The organism is Serratia sp. KG1D (assembly GCF_037150675.1).
Taxonomy (GTDB): domain Bacteria; phylum Pseudomonadota; class Gammaproteobacteria; order Enterobacterales; family Enterobacteriaceae; genus Serratia; species Serratia nematodiphila.
The window spans coordinates 119,415-142,548 of the sequence record NZ_JBAGIH010000004.1 but is presented as its reverse complement, the minus strand read 5'-3'; the positions used below and the strand labels follow the sequence as shown (position 1 = coordinate 142,548).

Here is a 23,134-nt window from a genome sequence, read left to right as displayed (position 1 = left end):
CCTGCTACAGTTATTACGCGTTGTCGCCAAACCAACAGATATTGCGCGCAGCCATGATCAGCTCGCCGGCTTGCTCGTCGCTAAGCCCTTCAATATCAGCCAGATCGTCAACACCCTGCTCGGCAAGATCTTCCAGCGTACAAACCCCACGCGCGGCCAGTTTAAAGGCCATGCTGCGCTCAAGACCCGGCAGGTTGAGCAAATCGTCGGCCGGTTTGTTGTCGCCCAGGCTTTCTTCTTGTGCCAGGGCCAGCGTGGTCAATGCAGCTTTGGCGCGTTCGCGCAATGCTTCAACCGTATCTTCATCCAGACCGTCGATTTCCAACAGCTCTTTGATCGGCACGTAGGCCAGCTCTTCCAGCGTGGAGAAGCCTTCTTCAACCAGTACGGTGGCGAAATCTTCGTCGATATCAAGATACTTGGTGAAGGTATCAATAGCGGCATGAGCCTCGGCCTGGTGCTTGGCCTGCAGGTCGTCCGCCGTCATCACGTTCAGTTCCCAACGATCGTCGCCGCGGTGTTGTTTCAGCAGCTGGGAAGCCAAACGCACGTTTTGGCCGTTACGGCCGATCGCCTGTGCCAGGTTGCTGGCTTCAACGGCGATATCCATGGTGCAGTTATCTTCATCTACCACGATCGACGCGACGTCGGCCGGCGCCATGGCGTTGATGACGAATTGCGCTGGATTATCATCCCACAGGATGATGTCGATGCGTTCGCCGCCGAGCTCGCTCGACACGGCCTGAACGCGCGCACCGCGCATACCTACGCAGGCGCCGACCGGGTCGATGCGCTTGTCGTTGGTTTTCACTGCAATTTTCGCACGGGAGCCAGGATCGCGGGCTGCCGCTTTAATTTCAATCACTTCTTCGCCGATTTCCGGCACTTCGATGCGGAACAGTTCTTTCAGCATTTCCGGGCTGGAACGGCTGACGAACAGCTGCGCGCCGCGGGCTTCAGGACGCACGGCGTACAGTACGCCGCGAATGCGGTCGCCCGGACGGAAGTTTTCGCGCGGCAACATGTCTTCACGGCCAATCACCGCTTCGGCGTTGTTGCCCAGATCCAGCGCGATGCTGTCACGGTTCACTTTCTTCACCACGCCGGTGACGATCTCGCCTTCATGTTCACGGAAAGCGTCAACCACCATCGCGCGCTCGGCCTCGCGCACTTTCTGCACGATAACCTGCTTGGCGGTTTGGGTGGTGATACGGTCGAAGGTTACGGATTCGATCTGATCTTCGACGTAGCCGCCGAGCTCGATGCTCGGATCTTCAAACTGAGCGGCTTCCAGCGTGATTTCACGCGTCGGCTGCGTCACTTCGTCTACGGCGACCCAACGGCGGAAGGTATCGAAATCGCCGGTTCTGCGGTCAATGCTGACGCGCACGTCGATTTCCTGCTCGTATTTTTTCTTGGTTGCGGTGGCTAATGCAGTTTCCAGCGCTTCGAAAATCTTCTCGCGCGGAAGGGATTTTTCATTGGAAACTGCTTCAACAACAGCCAGAATCTCTTTGTTCATCCTAGTTGCCTCTTCCAAACTTTAAAAGTGGGGTACCAGGTTCGCTTTCTGGATGTTGCTCAGCGCGAACACTTCATCTTTCCCTTCCACAGTAACCGTGATCATCTCGCCTTCGACAGACTTGATAATACCCTGCCACTTGCGACGGTTCTGTACCGCCATGCGCAGGACCAGGCTGACTTCTTCACCGAGGTAACGCGTATAGTGTTCTGCGGTGAACATCGGGCGATCAAGGCCAGGAGAGGAGACTTCCAAGTTGTAAGCGACCGTGATTGGATCTTCGACGTCCAATACAGCGCTGACCTGGTGGCTGACATCAGCGCAATCATCAACATTGATGCCGTTGTCACTATCAATATAGATGCGGAGCGTCGATTGGCGCGCACGAATGAATTCGATGCCTACAAGCTCAAAGCCCAACGCTTCTACGGGTGCCGAAAGCATCTCTGTTAACTGTTGCTCTAATGTGGACAAGCCCACCCCCAAGACATAAAAAAAGGGCTAAATAGCCCAGTGATTCTGTTGCCAAATAACAAAAAACCCCGAAAAATCGGGGCTTTATGCAACTGGACCCTGTTTGCCGCTAGGCGGCCTCGGTACAACTTTCGAGCAAGTGTCATTTTCAAATGTTGATCGAGAAAAGCGGATTTCAATCGAAAAGTGTATTTGAAAATAAACACTTAAAGGAAAGTGGTTGCGGGGGCCGGATTTGAACCGACGACCTTCGGGTTATGAGCCCGACGAGCTACCAGGCTGCTCCACCCCGCGTCCGAAAACGTGGCAAATACTACGCCGATAATCGCAAAATTGCAAGTTATCTCTGGGATTTGGTACCGAGGATGGGACTCGAACCCACAAGCCCGTTAGGGCACTACCACCTCAAGGTAGCGTGTCTACCAATTCCACCACCTCGGTACTGATTCTTACTGCTAACGGCCGTTGTTCTTTCGAGTTCACAACCACCGTTTACAAACTTTTTGCGGCTTACTGCGGGATGTCGCTGCTCGGCTTGGCAGGTGCTGCCGGCGCGGTTGTCTGCTCAGTTTTCACCGGCTGACCGAGGTTTTCCCACTCGCTGCCTTTCTTGCTTTGGTTGCTGCTGAGGTTGCCCAGAATCAGGCTGATGACGAAGAACAGCGTCGCCAATACAGCAGTCATGCGGGTCATAAAGTTACCGGAACCACTCGAACCGAACAACGTGCCTGATGCACCTGCTCCGAAAGAGGCTCCCATATCAGCGCCTTTACCTTGCTGCAACATAATCAGAGCAACCAGCCCGATTGAAATCAGCAGGAAAATTACCAGAAGAGCTTCGTACATAGTAGTACCCGTATCCTTGCGGCCTCACCGCATGCCAAATGCTTCACACTCATCAAGCAGGCGTGTTTATAAACTGCCTACTGAAGCGGGTGTGAATACTAACCAAAGCCGCCAACCCGCGCAAGGGCAATTTGCAGCCGCCGGCGCGTTTGCGGAAAAAAACGCCAACAATCGCCTGTTCGGGCTCAGCGATGCCAAGCCCGGCGGCTAACTGTCTGTTTTAACCTGCGGATTTCACCGCATCGGCGATGCGATGCGCCAGCGCGGTCACCTGCTGCTCGTCCTCGCCTTCCACCATCACGCGGATCAGCGGTTCGGTGCCCGATTTGCGCAGCAGCACCCGGCCGCGGCCGGCCAGCTCGGCTTCCACCTGCTCGGTGACCTTGCGCACCGCTTCGGACTCCAGCGGATTGTGATCGCCGGCGAAACGTACGTTGACCAGGATCTGCGGCAACAGCTTCATGCCGCTGCACAGGTCATGCAGGCTCATGTGGTTGCGCACCATGGCGGTCAGCACCTGCAACCCGGCCACGATGCCGTCGCCGGTGGTGGTTTTGTCCAGCAAGATCACATGGCCGGAGTTTTCCGCACCGATGCGCCAGCCTAACTCCTGCAGCTTCTCCAGCACGTAACGGTCGCCCACTTTGGCGCGAGCGAACGGAATGCCCAGCTGTTTCAGCGCCAGCTCCAGCCCCATATTGCTCATCAGGGTGCCGACCGCGCCGCCGCGCAGCTGCCCCTGACGCAGGCCTTCGCGGGCGATGATGTACAGGATCTGATCGCCGTCCACCTTATTGCCCAGGTGATCCACCATCATCACGCGGTCGCCGTCGCCGTCGAACGCCAGGCCAACGTGCGCTTTTTCCTGCAGCACGCGCTCCTGCAACTGACGCACATCGGTAGCGCCGCATTTCTCGTTGATGTTCATGCCGTCCGGCTCAACGCCGATGGCGATCACCGTAGCGCCCAGCTCGCGCAGCACGCTCGGCGCGATGTGGTAAGTCGCGCCGTTGGCGCAGTCGACCACGATTTTCAGCCCTTTCAGGCTCAGCTCGCTCGGGAAGGTGCCTTTGCAGAATTCGATATAGCGGCCGGCGGCGTCGATGATGCGGCTGGCTTTACCCAGCTCCGAGGACTCCACGCAGGTCAGCGGTTTTTCCATCTCGGCTTCAATTGCCTCTTCGACGTTGTCCGGCAGCTTGGCGCCGTCGATCGAGAAGAATTTGATGCCGTTGTCGTAGAACGGGTTATGCGAGGCGGAAATGACAATGCCCGCTTCGGCGCGGAAGGTACGCGTCAAATAAGCCACCGCCGGCGTAGGCATCGGCCCGGTGAAGGAGGCGGACAATCCGGCGGCCGCCAGACCGGCTTCCAGCGCGGACTCCAGCATATAGCCGGAGATGCGCGTATCCTTACCGATGATGATCTTGCGGGAACCGTGACGCGCCAGCACTTTACCGGCCGCCCAGCCCAGCTTCAGCACGAAGTCCGGCGTGATGGGGCTGTCCCCGACCTTGCCACGGATGCCGTCGGTGCCAAAATATTTGCGCTCGCTCATGTCTCTACTGTCCCTTAGCTGAAAGTGTTGCCTCGACGACACGCATCGCCTCGACGGTTTCTTTAACGTCATGCACTCTGACAATCTGCGCACCCTGCATCGCCGCGATCACCGCGCAGGCCACGCTGCCGATAACCCGTTGATCCGGCGGCACGTTCAGCAGTTGTCCAATCATCGATTTGCGCGACATGCCGACCAACAGCGGCAAACCAAAACGATGAAACTCCGACAACCGAGCCAGAAGCTGATAGTTGTGCGCCAAATTTTTACCGAAACCGAAGCCGGGGTCGAGCAGCAATTTCTGATTTGTTATCCCCGCCTCGTTACAGCGCCGGATATGGTGTTCGAAAAACGCCTGAACGTCGGCGATCAGATCGTCGTAGTGCGGAGCCTGCTGCATGGTGCGCGGCTGCCCCTGCATGTGCATCAGGCAGACCGGCAGGCCGCTTTCCGCCGCCGCCGCCAGGGCGCCCGGCTCCTGCAGCGAACGGATGTCGTTGATCAGATGGGCGCCGGCCTGCGCCGATTCGCGGATCACACCCGCCTTCGAGGTATCGACCGAGATAAAGACCTCGAAGCGCTGCGCCAGCGCTTCCACCACTGGCACGACCCGCTCAAGCTCCTCCTCTTCGCTCACCTCCGCCGCCCCCGGCCTTGTCGATTCGCCGCCGATATCAATCATCGTGGCGCCGGCCGAAATCAGCGTATGCGCATGCACCAGCGCCTGGTTCAGGGTGTTGTGGCGGCCGCCGTCGGAAAACGAATCCGGCGTCACGTTGAGGATGCCCATCACCTGCGGATGGGAGAGATTGAGCGTCATGTCGCGCACGGTTAACTGCATGGTTGGTCCACCTTACTGTTGCCTGGTTCACTGCCCGCCGGGCAAAAAAAAACCCCGGCGTACCGGGGTTTGATGTTATTACACAGCCGTTCTTACTTGTCGAGCTGTTCGGACATGGTGTTGCCCGGCGTTGGGGTGCGCGGCTCATCTACCGGCGTCGGGGCTTTCGGGGTGCCGCCGTTGTCGGAGCTGTTGCCTTTGTTCGCATCGTCCCAGCCCGCCGGCGGACGCACGTCTTTGCGGTTCATCAGATCGTCGATCTGCGGCGCATCGATGGTTTCATACTTCATCAGCGCATCCTTCATCGAGTGCAGGATGTCCATGTTTTCCATCAGCAGCGAGCGAGCACGCGTGTAGTTACGTTCGATCAGCGACTTCACTTCCTGGTCGATGATACGCGCGGTTTCATCCGACATGTGCTTCGCCTTGGCCACGGAGCGGCCCAGGAACACTTCACCCTCTTCTTCCGCATACAGCAGCGGCCCCAGCTTCTCGGAGAAGCCCCATTGGGTCACCATGTTGCGGGCGATGGAGGTCGCCACTTTGATGTCGTTCGACGCACCGGTAGAGACTTTTTCCGGCCCGTAGATGATCTCTTCCGCCAGACGGCCGCCGTACAGGGTGGAGATTTGGCTCTCCAGCTTCTGACGGCTGGCGCTGATCGCATCCCCTTCCGGCAGGAAGAAGGTCACGCCGAGCGCACGGCCACGAGGAATGATCGTCACTTTATGTACCGGATCATGTTCAGGAACCAGGCGGCCAATGATGGCGTGGCCCGCTTCGTGATACGCGGTCGACTCTTTCTGCGCTTCGGTCATTACCATGGAGCGGCGTTCCGCACCCATCATGATCTTGTCTTTGGCTTTCTCGAACTCCACCATCGACACCACGCGCTTGTTGCCGCGGGCGGCGAACAGCGCCGCTTCGTTGACCAGGTTGGCCAGATCGGCACCGGAGAAGCCCGGCGTACCGCGCGCAATGACGGAGGCGTCGATGTCGGCAGCCAACGGCACGCGGCGCATGTGCACCTTCAGGATCTGCTCACGGCCACGCACATCCGGCAGCCCGACCACGACCTGACGGTCGAAACGGCCCGGGCGCAGCAGCGCAGGGTCAAGCACGTCCGGACGGTTGGTAGCCGCGATGACGATGATGCCCTCGTTGCCTTCGAAACCGTCCATCTCAACCAGCATCTGGTTCAGGGTCTGCTCGCGCTCATCGTGACCGCCACCCAGGCCGGCGCCACGCTGGCGGCCGACGGCGTCGATTTCATCGATGAAGATGATGCACGGCGCGGCTTTCTTCGCTTGTTCGAACATGTCACGCACGCGGGATGCGCCCACGCCGACGAACATTTCGACGAAGTCGGAACCGGAAATGGTGAAGAACGGCACCTTCGCTTCGCCGGCGATCGCTTTCGCCAACAGCGTTTTACCGGTCCCCGGCGGGCCAACCATCAGCACGCCTTTCGGGATCTTGCCGCCCAGCTTCTGGAAACGGCTCGGTTCGCGCAGGTATTCCACCAGTTCGCTCACCTCTTCTTTCGCTTCGTCACACCCGGCGACATCGGCGAAAGTGGTCTTGATCTGGTCTTCCGTCAGCATGCGGGCCTTGCTCTTGCCGAAGGACATCGCGCCCTTGCCGCCGCCGCCCTGCATTTGCCGCATAAAGAAGATCCAGACCCCGATCAGCAACAGCATCGGGAACCAGGAGATAAAGATAGAAGCCAGCAGGCTCGGCTCTTCAGGCGGCTCGCCGACAACTTTCACATTCTTCGTTAACAACGTATCCAGCAACTTAGGATCGTTGACAGGGATGTAGGTCGTGTATTTGTTACTGTCTTTCTTGGTAACGTTAATTTCACGTCCGTTGATTCGCGCTTCGCGAACCTGGTCCTGGGTCAGTTCGGACATGAAGGTAGAGTAATCCACCCTACGGCCATTCGACTCGCTGGGCCCAAAGCTCTGGAATACAGACATCAACACTACCGCGATGACTAACCAGAGAATTAGGTTTTTCGCCATGTCACTCAAGGGATTAACCTCATCTTACAACTGTGTTAACAAACAGCGTTAGGGTACTACAGTTTGCGCCCTGTCGCTACAATGTACACTTCGCGCGAACGGGCGCGGGAAGCGTCTGGCTTACGAATCTTAACCTTCGTAAACAGGGAGCGAATTTCCCGTAGGTACTCGTCAAAGCCATCTCCCTGGAACACCTTCACCAGGAAACTTCCGCCTGGTGCGAGGACATCACGACACATATCCAGCGCCAACTCCACCAGATACATCGACCTTGGAATATCGACCGCCGGGGTGCCACTCATATTCGGGGCCATATCGGACATGACCACCTGAACCTTACTCTCGCCTACTCGTTCCAACAGTGCCTTCAGCACCAGTTCATCACGAAAATCGCCCTGAAGGAAATCGACGCCAACGATAGGATCCATTGGCAAAATATCACAGGCGATGATGCGCCCGGTACCGCCGATTTGGGTGACCACATACTGCGACCAGCCGCCCGGTGCGGCGCCCAGGTCAACCACGGTCATACCCGGTTTGAACAGTTTGTCGCTCTGCTGTATTTCATCAAGTTTAAACCAGGCACGGGAACGCAGTCCCTTTTTCTGCGCCTGCTGTACATATTTATCGCTAAAGTGTTCTTGTAACCAGCGACTGGAGCTAGCCGAACGCTTTTTATTAGCCATCTCGTTTTCCAACTATCATAAAAAGAGTCTTATGTCAGGGTCGCTGCTCACGTAGACTCACACCGGTGAAGACCGATTTGGTGATATACATGAGATGGCGGTAGAATGTACCGTTTTCAATCCCAACTTAAGCAAAAAAGACAATGAATCTGAATAATAAACAAAAACAGCACCTGAAAGGCCTGGCGCATCCGTTAAAACCGGTGGTGATGCTGGGCAATAACGGTCTTACCGAAGGGGTGCTGGCTGAAATTGAACAGGCTCTGGAGCATCATGAGCTGATCAAGGTAAAAATCGCCGCTGAAGATCGCGAAACCAAGACCCTGATCGCCGACGCTATCGTGCGTGAAACGGGCGCCTGCAATGTGCAAGTTATCGGCAGTACGCTTATTCTTTACCGCCCGTCGAAAGAGCGCAAGATCAGTCTACCGCGTTAATAACCATCAGGTTAACGAAAAGGTGCCATGCGCCTGACCAAGATAAAAGGCCGCTTGCGGCCTTTTTCCTATCTTTACAAAACGTTGGCGCATTAATGACCAACGGCCTCGATCAGAGATACTCGACCTTCAGGATCTCGTATTCCACGTCGCCGCCTGGGGTTTTGATCACCACCACATCGTCTTGCTCTTTGCCAATCAGGCCGCGCGCCATCGGCGAGTTTACCGAAATCAGATTTTTCTTGAAATCGGCCTCATCGTCGCCAACGATGCGGTAAGTCACTTCTTCTTCACTGTCCAGATTCATCACCGATACGGTGGCGCCGAAGATCACCCGACCGGTGTTCGGCATCTTGGTGATATCGATCACCTGCGCATTGGACAGTTTGGCTTCGATTTCCTGAATGCGGCCTTCGCAGAAACCCTGCTGTTCGCGGGCGGCATGGTACTCGGCATTTTCTTTCAAGTCGCCGTGTTCACGCGCTTCAGCGATATCCGCAATGATTTTCGGGCGGCGCACGCTTTTCAGATATTCGAGCTCTTCGCGCAGTTTTTCAGCGCCAAACAAGGTCATCGGAATTTGGTTCATCGTATAAATACCTCTAAATCTTTCCTGTTCAAATAACCGTCATCCTGACGTATTCGTATGAAAACACGGTTGGCATACCGCCCCCCGCCTCCAGGCGACAAACAAAAGAAACCTGACTCGGAACGGAGCCCAAGCCAAGATCGGTTTTGCATTTTGATACGCATTTTAGCCTAGAGTTCCTTGAGGGTCATCGTTTACTTTTTCCCTGATTGCACCGTAGTATGACGGCACGTTATCCAGCTGTTATCCCGAGATTATGCGTTTTTCACGAATTGTCAGTGCATTGGCTTGCGCATTTGTTCTGAATGCGAATGCGGCTCCGGTTGAAGAGTACACACAATATCTGCCTGATGGGGCCAACCTTGCCCTGGTCGTTCAGAAGATCGGCGCCAGCGCGCCGACGATCGATTACCACTCTCAGCAGATGGCGCTGCCGGCCAGTACCCAAAAAGTGCTGACGGCGCTGGCTGCGCTATTGCAACTCGGGCCCGATTACCGTTTCACCACCACGCTGGAGAGCCAGGGCGATATCCGCGACGGCGTGCTGCGCGGCAACCTGATTGTCCGCTTCAGCGGCGATCCGACCTTCAAACGCCAGAGCCTGCGCAATATGGTGGCCGTCCTGAAAAAGCAGGGCGTGCGCCAAATCAGCGGCGACGTGCTGGTCGATACCTCGGTCTTCGCCAGCCATGACAAGGCGCCCGGCTGGCCGTGGAACGATCTGACGCAGTGCTTCAGCGCGCCGCCGGCCGCCGCCATTGTCGATCGCAACTGTTTCTCGGTCTCGCTGTACAGCGCGCCGAATCCGGGCGACATGGCGTTTATCCGCGTCGCCTCCTATTATCCGGTCAATATGTTTAGCCAGGTGCGCACCCTGGCGCGCGGCTCCGCAGACGCGCAGTACTGCGAGCTGGACGTGGTGCCGGGCGAGCTGAACCGCTTTACCCTGACCGGCTGTCTGACGCAGCGCAGCGAACCGCTGCCGTTGGCCTTCGCCATCCAGGACGGTGCCAGCTATGCGGGCGCCATCCTGAAAGACGAGCTGAAGCAGGCCGACATCCAGATCGACGGGCATTTGAAACGCCAGACGCGCCCCGGCATCACCGGCACGGTGATCGCGCAAACCCAGTCGGCGCCGCTGCACGATCTGTTGAAAATCATGCTGAAGAAATCGGACAACATGATCGCCGATACCGTCTTCCGCACCATCGGCCACGAACGCTTCGGCGTGCCGGGCACCTGGCGAGCAGGTTCCGATGCGGTACGGCAGGTGCTGCGCCAGAAGGCCGGCATCGATCTGGGCAACACCATCATCGCCGACGGTTCCGGCCTGTCGCGCCACAACCTGCTGGCCCCGGCGACCATGATGCAGGCGCTGCAGTACATCGCGCAGCACGACAACGAGCTGAACTTTATCTCGATGCTGCCGCTGTCCGGCTATGATGGCACCCTGCGCTACCGCGGCGGCCTGCATGAGGCTGGCGTAGACGGCAAGGTGTCGGCCAAGACCGGCGCGCTGCAGGGCGTCTACAACCTGGCGGGCTTCATCACTACCGCCAGCGGCCAGCGCATGGCCTTCGTGCAGTATCTCTCCGGCTACGCCGTGCCGCCGGAAGATCAGAAACAGCGCCGCGCGCCGCTGGTGCGTTTCGAAAGCCGCCTGTATCGGGATATTTACCAAAACAACTGAGGATCGCCATGAAGCTGCTGGTCGTTGAAGATGATGAACTGCTGCAACAAGGGCTGGCGCTGGCGCTGACCGGTGAAGGCTACGTGTGCGACTGCGCCGCCACGGCGGCGGAGGCCGGCAGCCTGCTCATCACCAGCCAATACAGCATGGTGATCCTGGATCTCGGCCTGCCGGACATGGACGGCGCAGCGCTGCTGCGGCAGTGGCGCCGCCAGCAGATCGATCTGCCGGTGCTGATCCTGACCGCCCGCGACGCCCTGGAAGACCGCGTCGATGGGCTGGACGCCGGCGCCGACGACTACCTGGTCAAACCCTTCGCGCTGGTTGAGCTGCAGGCGCGCGTGCGCGCTCTCCTGCGGCGCTACCAGGGCCACAGCGACAATCTGATGCAGGTGGATGACCTGCAGTTGAATCTCTCCAGCCAGCAGGTCTATCTGCAACAGCAGCCGGTGGAGGTCACGCCGAAAGAGTTCGCTATTCTGGCGCGCCTGATCATGCGTGCCGGGCAGACGGTCAACCGCGAACTCCTGCAGCAGGATCTCTACACCTGGCAAGACGATTTAGGTTCCAACACCCTGGAAGTGCATATTCACAACCTGCGCCGCAAACTGGGCAAGGATCGCATTCGCACCGTGCGCGGCATCGGCTACCGCCTGGAACCCTCGTCATGATCAGCATGCGCCGCCGCCTGCTGCTGATGCTGGCGCTGATCCTGCTGGTCACGCAACTCATCAGCGCCTTCTGGCTGTGGCACGAAAGCCAGGAGCAGATCAGCTTCCTGGTGGACGAAACCCTGTCCGCCAAAGTGCGTACCGAACGCGTCGATACCGAGATCGCCGAGGCCATCGCATCGCTGTTGGCGCCTTCGCTGATCATGATGATCGTCACCCTGTTGGCGTCATTCTGGGCTATCAGCTGGATCATCCGCCCACTCAACCAACTGCAACAGCGGCTGGAAAAGCGCTCTGCCGATAACCTGACGCCGCTGCCGATCACCAGCGATAGCCAGGAAATGGTGGCCGTCACCAATGCGCTCAATCAGCTGTTCTCACGGTTGGACAACACCATTCAACAGGAACGCCTGTTCACCGCCGACGCCGCCCACGAACTGCGCACGCCGCTGGCCGGCATCCGCCTGCATCTGGAATTGATGGAAAAACAGGGCGTCAAGGGCAGCCAGGCGCTGATCGCCCGCATCGATCAGCTGATGCATACCGTCGAGCAGTTGCTGATGCTGTCGCGCGCCGGGCAAGACTTCGCCAGCGGCCATTATCAGCATTTCGATTGGGTGGCCGATGTGATCCAGCCGCTGCGCGAAGAGCTCGACGAAATGGCCGCCCAACGCGGGCAGACGCTGGGCTGGCAATTGCCGGCTGCTGCCACAGTGAACGGCGATCCGGTGTTGCTGCGGCTGCTGCTGCGCAACCTGGTCGAAAACGCTCACCGTTACGGCCCGGAAGGCGGCGCGATACAGGTGCGGTTAACGCCGCAAGACAATGGCTATCTGCTGCAGGTCATCGACGATGGCCCGGGAATCAAGGAAGAAATGGTCGGGGAGCTGACGCAGGCGTTTCGCCGCATGGATCAACGCTACGGCGGCAGCGGACTGGGCCTGAATATCGTGATCCGCATCGCGCAACTGCACCAGGGGCGTTTGACGCTGGAAAACCGCCGCGATGCGCGCGGCCTGAATGCCCAGTGCTGGCTGCCGGAAAAGGCGCTCAAATAATAAGGGCCCAGCGTTGCTGAGCCCTTTATCACCGAATTACTTCTGGTAAATGATTTCGACGCCTTCGTCGTCGTCTTCGTCCCAGTCGTCATCCCAGTCATCTTCCGCTTCGGCTTCCACTTCCGCGATTTGCTCGCGGTGGTAGTCATCCCACATGAATTCGACTTTTTCCGGTGCGCTTTCTTCGATCGCCATCGCTTTCGGCTGGGTGTTGATGAAGTTCATCACGTCCCAGCACAGCGCGTTGACGCCTTCACGGTTGGCGGCGGAGATCATGTAGTACTTCCCTTCCCAGCCCATGCCTTCCACAATCGCCTTGGCGCGTTCGGCGGCTTCTTCCTCACCAATCACATCAATTTTGTTGAACACCAGCCAGCGCGGCTTCTGCGCCAGATTTTCGCTGTATTGGTTCAACTCGTTGATGATGACTTTGGCGTTTTCCACCGGATCGGATTCGTCGATCGGCGCGATGTCCACCAGGTGCAGCAGCACGCGGCAACGCTCCAGGTGTTTCAGGAAACGAATACCCAGGCCGGCGCCTTCGGAGGCGCCCTCGATCAGCCCCGGAATGTCGGCGACCACAAAGCTCTGCTCGTGATCCATGCGCACCACGCCCAGGCTCGGCACCAGCGTGGTAAACGGATAATCGGCCACCTTCGGCTTGGCGGCGGACACCGCGCGGATGAAGGTCGATTTGCCGGCGTTCGGCAGCCCCAGCATGCCCACATCGGCCAGCAGCAACAGCTCCAGCAACAGGTCACGCGCTTCGCCGGCGGTGCCCAGCGTCTTCTGACGCGGCGCGCGGTTGACCGAAGATTTGAAACGGGTGTTGCCCAGACCGTGCCAGCCGCCTTTGGCGACCATCAGCTTCTGCTCGTGGCGGGTCATGTCGCCGAGGATCTCGCCGGTGCCCTGATCCTTCACGCGCGTGCCGACCGGCACCTTGATGATGACGTCTTTACCGCGTTTGCCGGTACAGTCGCGGCTCTGGCCATTCTGGCCGCGTTCGGCGCGGAAAGACTTCTCAAAGCGGTAGTCGATCAGGGTGTTAAGGTTCTCGTCCGCCAGCAGGTAGACGTCGCCGCCGTCGCCACCGTCACCGCCGTCAGGCCCACCGTTGGGGATATATTTTTCGCGGCGGAAGCTGACGCACCCGTTGCCGCCGTCGCCTGCAACGACCAGAATCGCTGCTTCATCTACAAACTTCATTTACCGTCTCCGTAAATCATTCACCGGGCTGCTTCAAAGGAGCAACCAGGGGGGGGTCTGCCCGTCGCGGCCACCACCGGTGACCAATTGCGGAAAACATGGCGCCCGCCACAACCACAAACGCACCGACATAGCCGACGATGTTCAACGTCGGCATGGCGAATGCCTGGGGCCAAGCCAGCGCCAATAAATCTGAAAACAGCAGGGTAAACAGCGGGGTCAGCGTAACCAACGCGCTCACCTGCGCCGCCTGCCAACGCGCCATCGCTTCCGCCAGCGCGCCATAGCCGATCAGCGTGTTGGCGCCGCAAAACAGCAGGCACGCCAATTGCCAGCCGCTAAGCTGGAAAATCACCTCGGGTTTGGCCAGAGGGAACAACGCAATCGCACATAAAGTGTACAACATAACCAGGATCTGCGGCGAAGCCAGCCGGCGCAGCAACACCTTCTGCGCCACGCCATAGCTCACCCAGACCATCGCCGCGCACACGCCCAGCATGACGCCCAGCGTGTAGTCCGTCAGCCGGGTGAAGATCTCTATCAGACTGACGTTGAAAAACAGCATCAGCCCGCAAATCAGCATCAGAGCGCCAATGACCTGGGTGATGCGCATGCGTTCTTTTAAAATCAGCACGCTGGCGAACATCATACCGACTGGCGACAGCTGGCCAATCACCTGCGACGCCGTCGGGCTCAGGTATTGCAGCGAGGAGCTGAAGAACACAAAGTTGCCCAGCAGCCCCGCCGTCGCGATCGCCAACAGCAGCAGCCAACGCGGCTGGCGGAACATCGTCAGCCGCGGCAGCTTGCCGCGCACCGCAAGGATCACGCCCAAACCGATGGCGGCCATGGTAAAGCGATACCAGACAACGGTAAACGGCTCCATCACCACCAACACTTCTTTCATCGCGATCGGCAACGCGCCCCAGCAAACCGCCGTGGTTAACGCCAAAGAAATACCAACGCCGACCTGCTGCTTCGTATCCATATCACCTTCGCCAACGCTGACGGGCCTGCCCTCAGGCAACCCATAAATGTAAAAAGCCCCGCAACGAATTGCGGGGCTTACATCTATTTCGTAAGGCTCGAAAAATTATTCAGCTTCGATGCTGATGAATTTACGATTGCTCGGGCCTTTAACTTCGAATTTGACTTTACCGTCTTTCAAAGCAAACAGAGTGTGGTCTTTGCCGCAACCCACGTTGGTACCAGCGTGGAATTTGGTGCCGCGCTGACGAACGATGATGCTGCCTGCCAGTACTGCTTCGCCGCCAAAGCGTTTTACGCCCAGACGTTTAGCTTCTGAATCGCGACCGTTACGAGTCGAGCCGCCAGCCTTTTTGTGTGCCATTAATCCGCTCTCCTAACTTAAGCGCTGATGCCGGTGATTTTAACGTCAGTGAACCACTGACGGTGGCCCTGCTGCTTACGGTGGTGTTTACGACGACGAAACTTAACGATTTTAATTTTCTCGCCACGACCGTGAGCAACGACTTCAGCTTTGATCTTGCCGCCATCGACGAAAGGAACGCCGATTTTGATATCTTCGCCATTAGCGATCATCAGAATCTGGTCAAACTCAACCGCTTCACCAGTTGCGATGTCCAGCTTTTCCAAGCGAACGGTCTGACCTTCGCTTACTCGGTGTTGTTTACCACCACTTTGGAAAACCGCGTACATATAAAACTCCGCTTTCCGCGTGCCCGACTGTGTTAGTTCAGAGCGCGCTATAAATATTCACAATAGGGCGCGAATTCTACGCAAAAAAGCGGCGCATGACAAGAGCAGAATAAGACCAGAAGGAGAAAAAAGAAGAAAAAAAGCGCAGTTTCTTTCGTGGCGTTTATCTGAACCGTTTTTCAAGTACAATCATAGGGACAGTTACCGCCATGTACCGATGTGAGCAGCGATCTCAACGCGGTGAAGAGAAACACAGCTGAAAAAAACACAATGAACCTAGAGCAAATTACCGAGTTAACCGCGCAAGATATGGCGGCCGTGAACGCAACAATTCTCGAACAGCTGAATTCCGATGTCACGCTCATCAATCAGCTTGGCTATTACATTATCAGCGGTGGCGGTAAGCGCATCCGGCCGATGATCGCCGTCCTGGCGGCGCGGGCGTTGGGCTACGAAGGCAACAAGCACGTCACCGTAGCCGCCCTGATCGAATTCATTCATACCGCCACGTTGTTGCATGACGACGTCGTCGACGAGTCGGACATGCGCCGCGGCAAAGCCACCGCCAACGCGGCGTTCGGCAACGCCGCCAGCGTGCTGGTCGGCGACTTTATCTATACCCGCGCCTTCCAGATGATGACCAGCCTGGAATCCCTGCGCGTGCTGGCGCTGATGTCGGAGGCGGTCAACGTCATCGCCGAAGGTGAAGTGCTGCAGTTGATGAACGTGCACGATCCCGACATCAGCGAAGAAAGTTATATGCGGGTGATCTACAGCAAAACCGCCCGTCTGTTTGAAGCGGCGGCGCAATCGTCGGCGATCCTGTCCGGCGCCAGCGCTGAGCAAGAACAGGCGCTGCAAGATTATGGCCGCTACCTCGGCACCGCTTTCCAGCTGATCGACGATCTGCTCGACTACAGCGCCGACGGCAGCACGCTGGGCAAAAACACCGGCGACGATCTGAACGAAGGGAAACCGACCCTGCCGCTGCTGCACGCGATGCACAACGGCGACGACGCCCAGCGTGACATGATCCGCGGCGCGATTGAGCAAGGCAACGGCCGCCACCTGCTGGAGCCGGTGCTGCAGGCGATGCAGCAATGCGGTTCGCTGGAATACACCCGCAAACGCGCCGAGGAAGAAGCCGATAAGGCGATCGCCGCGCTGCAGGTCTTGCCGGCATCAGAGCACCGTACAGCGCTGGAGGGCTTGGCCCATTTGGCGGTACAACGCGATTTTTAAGAAATTTTAATTTCTTAATACATTCATCAGGCCCGCCCACGCGGGCCTGCCTAGGTATTGCTATCTTCGTCGATACGCGCCAGCAGGCCGCCAATCCCTTCCCGCATCAGGAAAGCCACCATTTTCTCGCGCTCGCTCTCCGTCAAATGGTAGTAATACTCGATCCAGACCGCCAACGGATCCTGGCGTTCTACGTCATATACCGCCCCGTCTTCTTTCAGCGTCAGCAGGTTACGCACGCCTGGAGGCAGGCTGTCGATATGGTACTCCAACGCTTTTCCCTGCACGCCTTTACGCCTGCGGCTGATCCAGCCTTCGCGTCGGGCCATCAGATTGATTCCCTGTGGTGAGGAGGGTAATCCTGCGATGCCTGTCAGTTCCTTGGCGGCAAACCACTCGTTTTTCATAGCCATCATCTCTGGGCAATAGTGGGCAATGTCGTTTTTTGGAAATTACTTGGGTATTTTTTAGGAAATTTAATGGTATTCTTGTTTCCTAATAAGCGTTTCACGTTGTTCAAACGCTTAACCATGACCCGTTAGTTATACCACTAACGCAACTTTGGCTAATCAGAAAAGGAATGTAAACATGAATTCAAGGAACCCAGATTGGCATCCGGCAGATATCATCGCGGCGCTACGCAAGCAGGGCACCACGCTGGCGGCAGTGTCGCGCAAGGCCGGATTAAGCTCATCGACGCTGGCCAATGCGCTGTCGCGCCCGTGGCCAAAGGGGGAATGGCTGATCGCCGAAGCGATAGGCATCCACCCTTCGGAGATCTGGCCAAGCCGCTATTACGATCCGCACAGCGATTGCCTGCTGGATCGCAAAGCACGCATCAAATCGTGAACGCGGGGCAAAAAAAACCGCCGGAACAGCGTCCGGCGGCGTTTATCGGCTGACTATCGGTGTCGATCAGTTATTGATGAACTTCTCGCCCAGTTCGATATCTTTATGCAGCACGTCCAGCATCTCGTTCAGCGCTTTCTGCTCGAAGGCGCTCAGGGTGCCGATATCTTTGCGTTCTTCAACGCCGTTCTTGCCCAGCACCAGCGGCTGCGCGAAGAAGCGAGCGTATTTGCCGTCGCCTTCAACGTAAGCGCATTCCACAACGCCTTTCTCGCCCTGCAGCGCACGCACCAGAGACAGACCGAAACGGGCGGCCGCCTGGCCCATGGACAGCGTTGCAGACCCGCCGCCGGCTTTGGCTTCCACCACTTCAGTGCCGGCGTTCTGAATACGTTTGGTCAGATCCGCCACTTCCTGATCGGTGAAGCTCACGCCAGGGATCTGCGACAGCAGAGGCAGGATGGTCACGCCAGAGTGGCCGCCGATCACCGGCACGTTCAGTTCTTCAGGCTGCTTGCCTTTCAGCTCGGCCACGAAGGTATTGGAACGGATGATATCCAGCGAAGTCACGCCGAACAGTTTGTTCTTGTCGTAAACGCCGGCTTTTTTCAGCACTTCCGCCGCGATGGCGACCGTGGTGTTAACCGGGTTGGTGATGATGCCGATACAGGCTTTCGGGCAGGTTTTCGCCACTTGCTCAATCAGGTTACGCACGATGCCGGCGTTAACATTGAACAAGTCAGAGCGATCCATGCCTGGCTTACGGGCCACGCCGGCGGAAATCAGCACCACGTCCGCACCGTGCAGAGCCGGAGTCGCGTCTTCGCCGCTGAAGCCTTTGATTTTAACTGCGGTTGGGATGTGGCTTAAGTCGACGGCAACGCCTGGGGTAACGGGGGCAATGTCGTAGAGAGAGAGTTCAGAACCTGAAGGAAGCTGGGTTTTGAGTAGAAGGGCGAGGGCCTGGCCGATACCGCCAGCAGCACCGAGAACTGCAACTTTCATCCTATACTCCTTTATTATCTTAAATATATAAAGCGCCGTGAATGTGTTGGTTACGGACCTTACGTTATTACACCTTTCAAAACAATAAATTAGCCAATTCTTGCCTGCAGGTGTAATAAAACGGCCGCTGTCGCGCCCATTTTAGATTAAATCGCTTACGCATGAAGGGCATAGCGCACACTAATCAAAAAAAGTGCGAGGTTATTCACGAGCAAGTTAACCGGCCGTTACATTACACCCTTACGCAACATCAGAACAACATCATTTTAATAACATTTTATTTACCACCGCAGGCCGATTTTCCGTCGTCAAAAGGGCATATTCATCGCGGCCGGATTTTGTTAAAATGCCGCCCTTTCCTCGCCGTCCGGTCATTTTTATTTTCTTTGGGGCGGCCTTTGTTGCATAAAAATTCATCTATATGCATAATCATGACTTCCACTATCAACATTCCACGGTGCAAAATGCGTAATCCCGCAAAACAGGAAGATCTGATCAAGACGTTCAAAGCGTTATTGAAAGAAGAAAAATTCAGTTCTCAAGGCGAGATCGTTTTGGCGCTGCAAGAAGAAGGCTTCGAAAACATTAACCAATCCAAAGTATCGCGCATGCTGACCAAGTTCGGCGCGGTACGTACGCGCAATGCCAAAATGGAAATGGTGTATTGCCTTCCTGCCGAACTCGGCGTGCCGACCACCACCAGCCCATTGAAGAATCTGGTGCTCGACGTCGACCATAACGATGCCGTCGTGGTGATCCACACCAGCCCGGGCGCCGCACAGCTGATCGCCCGCCTGCTCGACTCACTGGGTAAATCCCAGGGTATCCTCGGCACAATTGCCGGCGACGACACGATTTTCGTCACCCCGTCCAACGGCTTTACCGCTCAGAAGCTGCATGAAGCGATCCTGGGCGTGTTCGAACAAGAGCTGTGAAACCTGGCGCTAACAAAGTGCGGCTGTAAACCGCATTTTGTTAGCGCTTCTTTAACCCTCGCGTTACCTTCCCAGCCTTCAACCGCGTTTAACACTGCTTTTTTATCCCGCAACAACACATTTCCATGACATCTCCATGTAACCAGCAGTACCCACTGTGATCTTCCGCACTTTTGGTCAAAATCACTTACCTTATTGAAATTACATAAATTTAACATCAAAAGATCGTTTTATGAGCGTTTTTTATTCCTTACGGTTATAAAAAATAAGGATCATGAGGTTAAAGTTTCACTAGCAACTGTTAGCGAACTATTAATTTTTCGCGTTACTAGCTGTATACTCATTTTCGTGAACTGAATCACAGTTCGTTGGAACTGATAAAAGAATACGATGAGGTGAGATGATGAAAATTAAAGCTACCGTTGCAACCCTGAGCGTTCTGTCCATGCTTTCCTTTGGTGCATTCGCAGCACAATCTGTTGATGCAACCCAGGCCGCAAAACTGCAGCCCGCCGGTGTGATCACCGTGAGCGGCGTCGCCGCTGCGCCTTCCGACATTCGCCAGGCACTGTCCGACAAAGCCGACGCCAAAGGGGCGACCGCTTACCGCGTGATCGAAGCGCGCAACGACGGCAACTTCCACGCGACCGCTGAAATCTACAAATAAGTAACGGCATTACCCGGCAACGGGCAATACATCTCTGGAATCAAACGCTGTCATAACGGCCTTCAAGAATAAAAATCGCTGCCAAGCCCTTCCAGGCTGTTATGACCAAGGATCGCTATCATGAACATGAAAACTACTGTTGCTGCACTCGGTTTGCTGTCCGTCATCTCCTTCGGCGCGTCTGCCGCCCAGTTGGTGACTAACGATCAGACCGCCAATCTGCAATCTATCGGCACCATTACCGTCAGCGGCATCGACGGCGCGCCGACCGACATTCGCCAGGCGTTGTCGGAGAAAGCCGACGCGAAAGGCGCGACCGCCTACCGCGTGATCGAAGCGCGTAACGAAGGCAACTACCACGCCACCGCCGAGATTTACAAATAACAACTCTGGGAACGGCTTTGCAGAGCTGATTACCCTCGTCACTGCCACTGCCGAGTTCTGACGCAAACGCCGATTTCCCAGAGACCCTCTCGTCGTCCTATCCGACGAACCCCGTTGCCCTCGCTCGCGAGGGCTTTTTTATGGGCGTAAAAAAGGCCGCGAATGCGGCCCTTTGTTGGCTGATGCGGCTAAGCGATCAGTAGGTCACCTTCGGTTCCTGCTTTTTCGCCAGCGCGTCCAGCAGGCGATCGTGAATGCCGCCAAAACCGCCGTTGCTCATCACCAGAATGTGGTCGCCCGGCTGTGCGGTTTTCACCACCATGTCCACCAGCGTGTCGAGATCCGCGCTCCAATGCGCCGGCTGCACGCAGGCATCCGCCACTTCCGCGACCTGCCACGGAATGTGGTGCGGCTGGAACAGGAACACTTCGTCGGCACGGCCGAGCGAAGGCGCCAGATCGTTTTTGCTGATGCCCATTTTCATGGTGTTGGATCGCGGTTCCAGCACCGCCAGAATGCGCGCCGTACCGCCGACCTTGCCGCGCAGCGCGGCCAGAGTGGCCAGGATCGCCGTCGGGTGGTGCGCGAAATCGTCGTAAACCGTGACGCCGTTGGCTTCGCCACGCAGCTCCAGACGGCGACGGGCGTTAATGAAATCGCCCAACGCGCGGCAGGCATCCGCCGGCTGCACGCCGACGTGGCGAGTCGCGGCGATAGCCATCAGGCCGTTATGCATGTTGTGCTCGCCCACCAGCGCCCACTTCACTTCGCCGACCTGCTCACCGTCGAGGAACACTGCGTAATGGCTGGCGTCCGGCGTCAGCTTCTGCGCGCGCCAGGCGCCCTCTTCGCCCACCAGCTCCTGTTCGCTCCAGCAGCCCATCGCCATCACCTGCTTCAGGTGGCTGTCGTTGTCCGGCAGAATGATTTTGCCTTTGCCCGGCACCAGACGCACCAGGTGGTGGAACTGTTTCTGGATGGCTTTCAGATCGTCGAAAATATCGGCGTGGTCGAACTCCAGGTTGTTCATGATCAGCGTGCGCGGGCTGTAGTGCACGAACTTGGAGCGTTTGTCGAAGAACGCGCAGTCATACTCGTCGGCCTCGATCACGAAGAACGGGCTGCCGCCGAGGCGGGCCGATACGTCGAAGTTGCCCGGCACGCCGCCGATGACAAAGCCGGGCTGGTAGCCGCAGGCCTCGAGGATCCAGGTCGCCATGCCGGCGGTGGTGGTTTTACCGTGGGTGCCGGCGACCGCCAGTACCCAGCGATCGCGCAACACGGCGTCGTGCAGCCACTGCGGGCCGGAAACGTAAGGGATACCACGCTCCAGCACCGCCTCCACGCACGGGTTGCCGCGCGTCATGGCGTTGCCGATGATCACCAGATCCGGCGCCGGATCCAGCTGGGCGGGATCATAACCCTGAATCAGATCGATCCCCTGGTTCTCCAGCAGCGTGCTCATCGGCGGATAGACGTTGGCGTCCGAACCGGTGACGTCATGCCCCAGTGAGCGCGCCAGCATCGCCAGCCCGCCCATAAAGGTGCCACAGATCCCAAGAATGTGAATGCGCATAGGTTTCTCATGTGAGTGCATCGAATGTCGGCATATTCTAACGCTCAGAATCGTCCAGAAGAAATGGATTTGCCTATGAATGGCGCGCATCTTTGGGCTACACTGCACGCGAAAACGTTGGCGGTTTGTTAACAGGCCGCTATCCATCCGTAGATTCAGGGATTGTGTCATGAAAACGTTAGGCGAATTTATCGTCGAGAAACAGCACGACTTCTCTCACGCCACCGGCGAGCTGACCGCGTTACTTTCTGCAATTAAACTGGGCGCCAAAATCATCCACCGCGACATCAACAAGGCCGGCCTGGTTGATATTCTGGGAACCAGCGGGGTGTCCAACGTACAGGGCGAAGTTCAGATGAAACTGGACCTGTACGCGAACGAAAAACTGAAAGCGGCGTTGAAAGCGCGTGGTGAAGTTGCGGGTATCGCTTCCGAAGAAGAAGATGAAATCGTGATATTCGACGGCGAGCGAGCTGAAAATGCCAAGTATGTCGTATTGATGGATCCGTTGGACGGCTCGTCCAACATCGATGTCAACGTCTCGGTCGGTACGATTTTCTCTATCTATCGTCGCATCACGCCGGTCGGCACGCCGGTGACCGAAGAAGACTTCCTGCAGCCGGGCAGCGCCCAGGTCGCCGCGGGTTACGTGGTTTACGGCTCGTCCACCATGCTGGTGTACACCACCGGTTACGGCGTCCACGCCTTCACGTACGATCCGTCTCTGGGCGTGTTCTGCCTCTCTCACGAGAAAGTGCGCTTCCCGGCGAGCGGCAACATGTATTCCATCAACGAAGGCAACTACATCAAGTTCCCTCTCGGCGTGAAGAAATACATCAAGTACTGCCAGGAGCAGGACGAAGCGACGCAGCGCCCTTATACCTCGCGCTACATCGGTTCTCTGGTGGCGGACTTCCACCGCAACCTGCTGAAAGGCGGCATCTACATTTACCCAAGCACCGCCAGCCACCCGCAAGGCAAGCTGCGCCTGCTATACGAATGCAACCCGATGGCGTTCCTGGCCGAACAGGCCGGCGGTAAGGCCAGCGACGGCAAAAATCGCATTCTGGACATCACGCCGGTGAAACTGCACCAGCGCGCGCCATTCTTCGTCGGCACCAAGTCGATGGTAGAAGACGCAGAACGCTTCATCGCCGAAAACCCGGACGAGTAACGCGTTACTGGCAAGGG

Annotated in this window: 25 protein-coding genes and 2 tRNA genes; 10 read left to right on the top strand and 17 right to left on the bottom strand. The window is 57.2% G+C overall.

The window, feature by feature from the left end:
• Nucleotides 1-13 precede the first annotated feature (13 nt).
• From nusA to rlmE, 9 genes are all read right to left on the bottom strand, one after another.
• Nucleotides 14-1,522, bottom strand: a complete 1,509-nt coding sequence (gene nusA / locus WFM45_RS18780; RefSeq protein WP_004933514.1) for a transcription termination factor NusA — start codon at nt 1,520-1,522, stop codon at nt 14-16.
• Nucleotides 1,523-1,543: 21 nt separating this feature from the next.
• Entirely contained in the window at nt 1,544-1,996 is a 453-nt protein-coding gene (gene rimP / locus WFM45_RS18775) for a ribosome maturation factor RimP (protein WP_004933515.1), read from the bottom strand.
• Nucleotides 1,997-2,213: 217 nt separating this feature from the next.
• A tRNA-Met gene (locus tag WFM45_RS18770) sits at nt 2,214-2,290 on the bottom strand.
• A gap of 60 nt (nt 2,291-2,350) precedes the next feature.
• Nucleotides 2,351-2,437, bottom strand: a tRNA-Leu gene (locus tag WFM45_RS18765).
• A gap of 69 nt (nt 2,438-2,506) precedes the next feature.
• Entirely contained in the window at nt 2,507-2,842 is a 336-nt protein-coding gene (gene secG / locus WFM45_RS18760) for a preprotein translocase subunit SecG (protein ID WP_004933519.1), read from the bottom strand.
• A gap of 220 nt (nt 2,843-3,062) precedes the next feature.
• The gene (gene glmM / locus WFM45_RS18755; RefSeq protein ID WP_004933522.1) at nt 3,063-4,400 is read right to left on the bottom strand and encodes a phosphoglucosamine mutase; all 1,338 of its coding nucleotides are present in this window, start codon (nt 4,398-4,400) and stop codon (nt 3,063-3,065) included.
• Between the two features lie 4 nt (nt 4,401-4,404).
• Nucleotides 4,405-5,241 (bottom strand): dihydropteroate synthase, encoded by an 837-nt coding sequence (folP, locus tag WFM45_RS18750; RefSeq protein WP_336956800.1) that lies wholly within the window; start codon nt 5,239-5,241, stop codon nt 4,405-4,407.
• Between the two features lie 92 nt (nt 5,242-5,333).
• Nucleotides 5,334-7,265, bottom strand: a complete 1,932-nt coding sequence (gene ftsH / locus WFM45_RS18745) for an ATP-dependent zinc metalloprotease FtsH (protein ID WP_004933529.1) — start codon at nt 7,263-7,265, stop codon at nt 5,334-5,336.
• A 56-nt stretch (nt 7,266-7,321) separates the two neighbouring features.
• Entirely contained in the window at nt 7,322-7,951 is a 630-nt protein-coding gene (gene rlmE, locus WFM45_RS18740; protein ID WP_004933533.1) for a 23S rRNA (uridine(2552)-2'-O)-methyltransferase RlmE, read from the bottom strand.
• Nucleotides 7,952-8,094: 143 nt separating this feature from the next.
• Between rlmE and yhbY the strand changes: the two genes are divergently transcribed.
• Nucleotides 8,095-8,388 carry a ribosome assembly RNA-binding protein YhbY gene (gene yhbY, locus WFM45_RS18735; RefSeq protein ID WP_004933536.1) on the top strand — a complete coding sequence of 98 codons (294 nt, stop codon included), beginning with the start codon at nt 8,095-8,097 and terminating at the stop codon, nt 8,386-8,388.
• 112 nt (nt 8,389-8,500) lie between these two features.
• Here the strand turns inward: yhbY and greA are convergent, their stop codons facing one another.
• On the bottom strand, nt 8,501-8,977 hold the full coding sequence (greA, locus tag WFM45_RS18730; protein ID WP_004933539.1) for a transcription elongation factor GreA: 477 nt from the start codon (nt 8,975-8,977) through the stop codon (nt 8,501-8,503).
• A 256-nt stretch (nt 8,978-9,233) separates the two neighbouring features.
• On the opposite strand from greA, the gene dacB reads away from it, so the two are divergent.
• The 3 genes from dacB to pmrB are packed head-to-tail and all read left to right on the top strand — an operon-like array spanning nt 9,234 to nt 12,396.
• Nucleotides 9,234-10,667, top strand: coding sequence for a serine-type D-Ala-D-Ala carboxypeptidase (gene dacB, locus WFM45_RS18725; protein ID WP_049243030.1), 1,434 nt, complete (start codon nt 9,234-9,236; stop codon nt 10,665-10,667).
• Nucleotides 10,668-10,675: 8 nt separating this feature from the next.
• Nucleotides 10,676-11,338, top strand: a complete 663-nt coding sequence (gene pmrA / locus WFM45_RS18720) for a two-component system response regulator PmrA (RefSeq protein ID WP_033631626.1) — start codon at nt 10,676-10,678, stop codon at nt 11,336-11,338.
• Entirely contained in the window at nt 11,335-12,396 is a 1,062-nt protein-coding gene (gene pmrB, locus WFM45_RS18715; protein WP_021504259.1) for a two-component system sensor histidine kinase PmrB, read from the top strand. Before pmrA ends, pmrB begins: the two co-directional genes overlap by 4 nt.
• Nucleotides 12,397-12,432: 36 nt before the next feature.
• Here the strand turns inward: pmrB and cgtA are convergent, their stop codons facing one another.
• From cgtA to rplU, 4 genes are all read right to left on the bottom strand, one after another.
• Nucleotides 12,433-13,605, bottom strand: a complete 1,173-nt coding sequence (gene cgtA / locus WFM45_RS18710; RefSeq protein ID WP_004933553.1) for an Obg family GTPase CgtA — start codon at nt 13,603-13,605, stop codon at nt 12,433-12,435.
• A gap of 16 nt (nt 13,606-13,621) precedes the next feature.
• Nucleotides 13,622-14,593, bottom strand: coding sequence for a DMT family transporter (locus WFM45_RS18705; RefSeq protein ID WP_082997128.1), 972 nt, complete (start codon nt 14,591-14,593; stop codon nt 13,622-13,624).
• 105 nt (nt 14,594-14,698) lie between these two features.
• On the bottom strand, nt 14,699-14,956 hold the full coding sequence (gene rpmA / locus WFM45_RS18700) for a 50S ribosomal protein L27 (RefSeq protein WP_004933559.1): 258 nt from the start codon (nt 14,954-14,956) through the stop codon (nt 14,699-14,701).
• Nucleotides 14,957-14,973: 17 nt separating this feature from the next.
• Complete coding sequence (gene rplU / locus WFM45_RS18695; protein ID WP_004933561.1) at nt 14,974-15,285, bottom strand: 50S ribosomal protein L21; 312 nt, start codon at nt 15,283-15,285, stop codon at nt 14,974-14,976.
• Between the two features lie 270 nt (nt 15,286-15,555).
• Here rplU and ispB point away from each other — a divergent pair, with 270 nt between their 5' ends.
• Nucleotides 15,556-16,527, top strand: coding sequence for an octaprenyl diphosphate synthase (ispB, locus tag WFM45_RS18690; RefSeq protein ID WP_016929331.1), 972 nt, complete (start codon nt 15,556-15,558; stop codon nt 16,525-16,527).
• Between the two features lie 50 nt (nt 16,528-16,577).
• On the opposite strand, the gene WFM45_RS18685 is transcribed toward ispB, so the two are convergent.
• The gene (locus tag WFM45_RS18685; RefSeq protein ID WP_033631624.1) at nt 16,578-16,934 is read right to left on the bottom strand and encodes a DNA-binding protein; all 357 of its coding nucleotides are present in this window, start codon (nt 16,932-16,934) and stop codon (nt 16,578-16,580) included.
• A gap of 181 nt (nt 16,935-17,115) precedes the next feature.
• Here WFM45_RS18685 and WFM45_RS18680 point away from each other — a divergent pair, with 181 nt between their 5' ends.
• Nucleotides 17,116-17,376, top strand: a complete 261-nt coding sequence (locus WFM45_RS18680) for a helix-turn-helix domain-containing protein (RefSeq protein ID WP_004933567.1) — start codon at nt 17,116-17,118, stop codon at nt 17,374-17,376.
• Nucleotides 17,377-17,442: 66 nt separating this feature from the next.
• Here WFM45_RS18680 and mdh read toward each other — a convergent pair whose 3' ends face one another.
• Nucleotides 17,443-18,381: a malate dehydrogenase gene (gene mdh, locus WFM45_RS18675; protein ID WP_004933569.1), complete on the bottom strand. Its 939-nt coding sequence runs from the start codon at nt 18,379-18,381 to the stop codon at nt 17,443-17,445.
• Nucleotides 18,382-18,845: 464 nt separating this feature from the next.
• Here mdh and argR point away from each other — a divergent pair, with 464 nt between their 5' ends.
• The 3 genes from argR (at nt 18,846) to yhcN (WFM45_RS18660) (ending at nt 20,367) form a co-directional block, all read left to right on the top strand.
• Entirely contained in the window at nt 18,846-19,316 is a 471-nt protein-coding gene (argR, locus tag WFM45_RS18670) for a transcriptional regulator ArgR (RefSeq protein WP_004933572.1), read from the top strand.
• Nucleotides 19,317-19,719: 403 nt separating this feature from the next.
• Entirely contained in the window at nt 19,720-19,983 is a 264-nt protein-coding gene (gene yhcN, locus WFM45_RS18665) for a peroxide/acid stress response protein YhcN (RefSeq protein WP_004933574.1), read from the top strand.
• 120 nt (nt 19,984-20,103) lie between these two features.
• On the top strand, nt 20,104-20,367 hold the full coding sequence (gene yhcN / locus WFM45_RS18660) for a peroxide/acid stress response protein YhcN (protein WP_004933578.1): 264 nt from the start codon (nt 20,104-20,106) through the stop codon (nt 20,365-20,367).
• 196 nt (nt 20,368-20,563) lie between these two features.
• Here yhcN (WFM45_RS18660) and mpl read toward each other — a convergent pair whose 3' ends face one another.
• A complete protein-coding gene (gene mpl / locus WFM45_RS18655; protein ID WP_004933582.1) occupies nt 20,564-21,943 on the bottom strand; it encodes a UDP-N-acetylmuramate:L-alanyl-gamma-D-glutamyl-meso-diaminopimelate ligase in 1,380 nt (459 codons plus the stop codon).
• A gap of 169 nt (nt 21,944-22,112) precedes the next feature.
• Between mpl and fbp the strand changes: the two genes are divergently transcribed.
• A complete protein-coding gene (fbp, locus tag WFM45_RS18650; RefSeq protein ID WP_004933587.1) occupies nt 22,113-23,117 on the top strand; it encodes a class 1 fructose-bisphosphatase in 1,005 nt (334 codons plus the stop codon).
• Nucleotides 23,118-23,134: the final 17 nt, after the last annotated feature.

Excerpts from the sequence above, each read along its gene's own strand:
- fbp (WP_004933587.1), top strand. The coding sequence starts at position 22,113 with ATGAAAACGTTAGGCGAATTTATCGTCGAGAAACAGCACGACTTCTCT.
- greA (WP_004933539.1), bottom strand. The coding sequence starts at position 8,977 with ATGAACCAAATTCCGATGACCTTGTTTGGCGCTGAAAAACTGCGCGAA.
- ispB (WP_016929331.1), top strand. The coding sequence starts at position 15,556 with ATGAACCTAGAGCAAATTACCGAGTTAACCGCGCAAGATATGGCGGCC.
- WFM45_RS18685 (WP_033631624.1), bottom strand. The coding sequence starts at position 16,934 with ATGAAAAACGAGTGGTTTGCCGCCAAGGAACTGACAGGCATCGCAGGA.
- rplU (WP_004933561.1), bottom strand. The coding sequence starts at position 15,285 with ATGTACGCGGTTTTCCAAAGTGGTGGTAAACAACACCGAGTAAGCGAA.
- glmM (WP_004933522.1), bottom strand. The coding sequence starts at position 4,400 with ATGAGCGAGCGCAAATATTTTGGCACCGACGGCATCCGTGGCAAGGTC.
- rlmE (WP_004933533.1), bottom strand. The coding sequence starts at position 7,951 with ATGGCTAATAAAAAGCGTTCGGCTAGCTCCAGTCGCTGGTTACAAGAA.
- ftsH (WP_004933529.1), bottom strand. The coding sequence starts at position 7,265 with ATGGCGAAAAACCTAATTCTCTGGTTAGTCATCGCGGTAGTGTTGATG.
- folP (WP_336956800.1), bottom strand. The coding sequence starts at position 5,241 with ATGCAGTTAACCGTGCGCGACATGACGCTCAATCTCTCCCATCCGCAG.
- nusA (WP_004933514.1), bottom strand. The coding sequence starts at position 1,522 with ATGAACAAAGAGATTCTGGCTGTTGTTGAAGCAGTTTCCAATGAAAAA.
- WFM45_RS18680 (WP_004933567.1), top strand. The coding sequence starts at position 17,116 with ATGAATTCAAGGAACCCAGATTGGCATCCGGCAGATATCATCGCGGCG.
- mpl (WP_004933582.1), bottom strand. The coding sequence starts at position 21,943 with ATGCGCATTCACATTCTTGGGATCTGTGGCACCTTTATGGGCGGGCTG.
- yhcN (WP_004933574.1), top strand. The coding sequence starts at position 19,720 with ATGAAAATTAAAGCTACCGTTGCAACCCTGAGCGTTCTGTCCATGCTT.
- pmrA (WP_033631626.1), top strand. The coding sequence starts at position 10,676 with ATGAAGCTGCTGGTCGTTGAAGATGATGAACTGCTGCAACAAGGGCTG.
- secG (WP_004933519.1), bottom strand. The coding sequence starts at position 2,842 with ATGTACGAAGCTCTTCTGGTAATTTTCCTGCTGATTTCAATCGGGCTG.
- rpmA (WP_004933559.1), bottom strand. The coding sequence starts at position 14,956 with ATGGCACACAAAAAGGCTGGCGGCTCGACTCGTAACGGTCGCGATTCA.
- yhcN (WP_004933578.1), top strand. The coding sequence starts at position 20,104 with ATGAACATGAAAACTACTGTTGCTGCACTCGGTTTGCTGTCCGTCATC.
- dacB (WP_049243030.1), top strand. The coding sequence starts at position 9,234 with ATGCGTTTTTCACGAATTGTCAGTGCATTGGCTTGCGCATTTGTTCTG.
- pmrB (WP_021504259.1), top strand. The coding sequence starts at position 11,335 with ATGATCAGCATGCGCCGCCGCCTGCTGCTGATGCTGGCGCTGATCCTG.
- argR (WP_004933572.1), top strand. The coding sequence starts at position 18,846 with ATGCGTAATCCCGCAAAACAGGAAGATCTGATCAAGACGTTCAAAGCG.
- mdh (WP_004933569.1), bottom strand. The coding sequence starts at position 18,381 with ATGAAAGTTGCAGTTCTCGGTGCTGCTGGCGGTATCGGCCAGGCCCTC.
- yhbY (WP_004933536.1), top strand. The coding sequence starts at position 8,095 with ATGAATCTGAATAATAAACAAAAACAGCACCTGAAAGGCCTGGCGCAT.
- cgtA (WP_004933553.1), bottom strand. The coding sequence starts at position 13,605 with ATGAAGTTTGTAGATGAAGCAGCGATTCTGGTCGTTGCAGGCGACGGC.
- WFM45_RS18705 (WP_082997128.1), bottom strand. The coding sequence starts at position 14,593 with ATGGATACGAAGCAGCAGGTCGGCGTTGGTATTTCTTTGGCGTTAACC.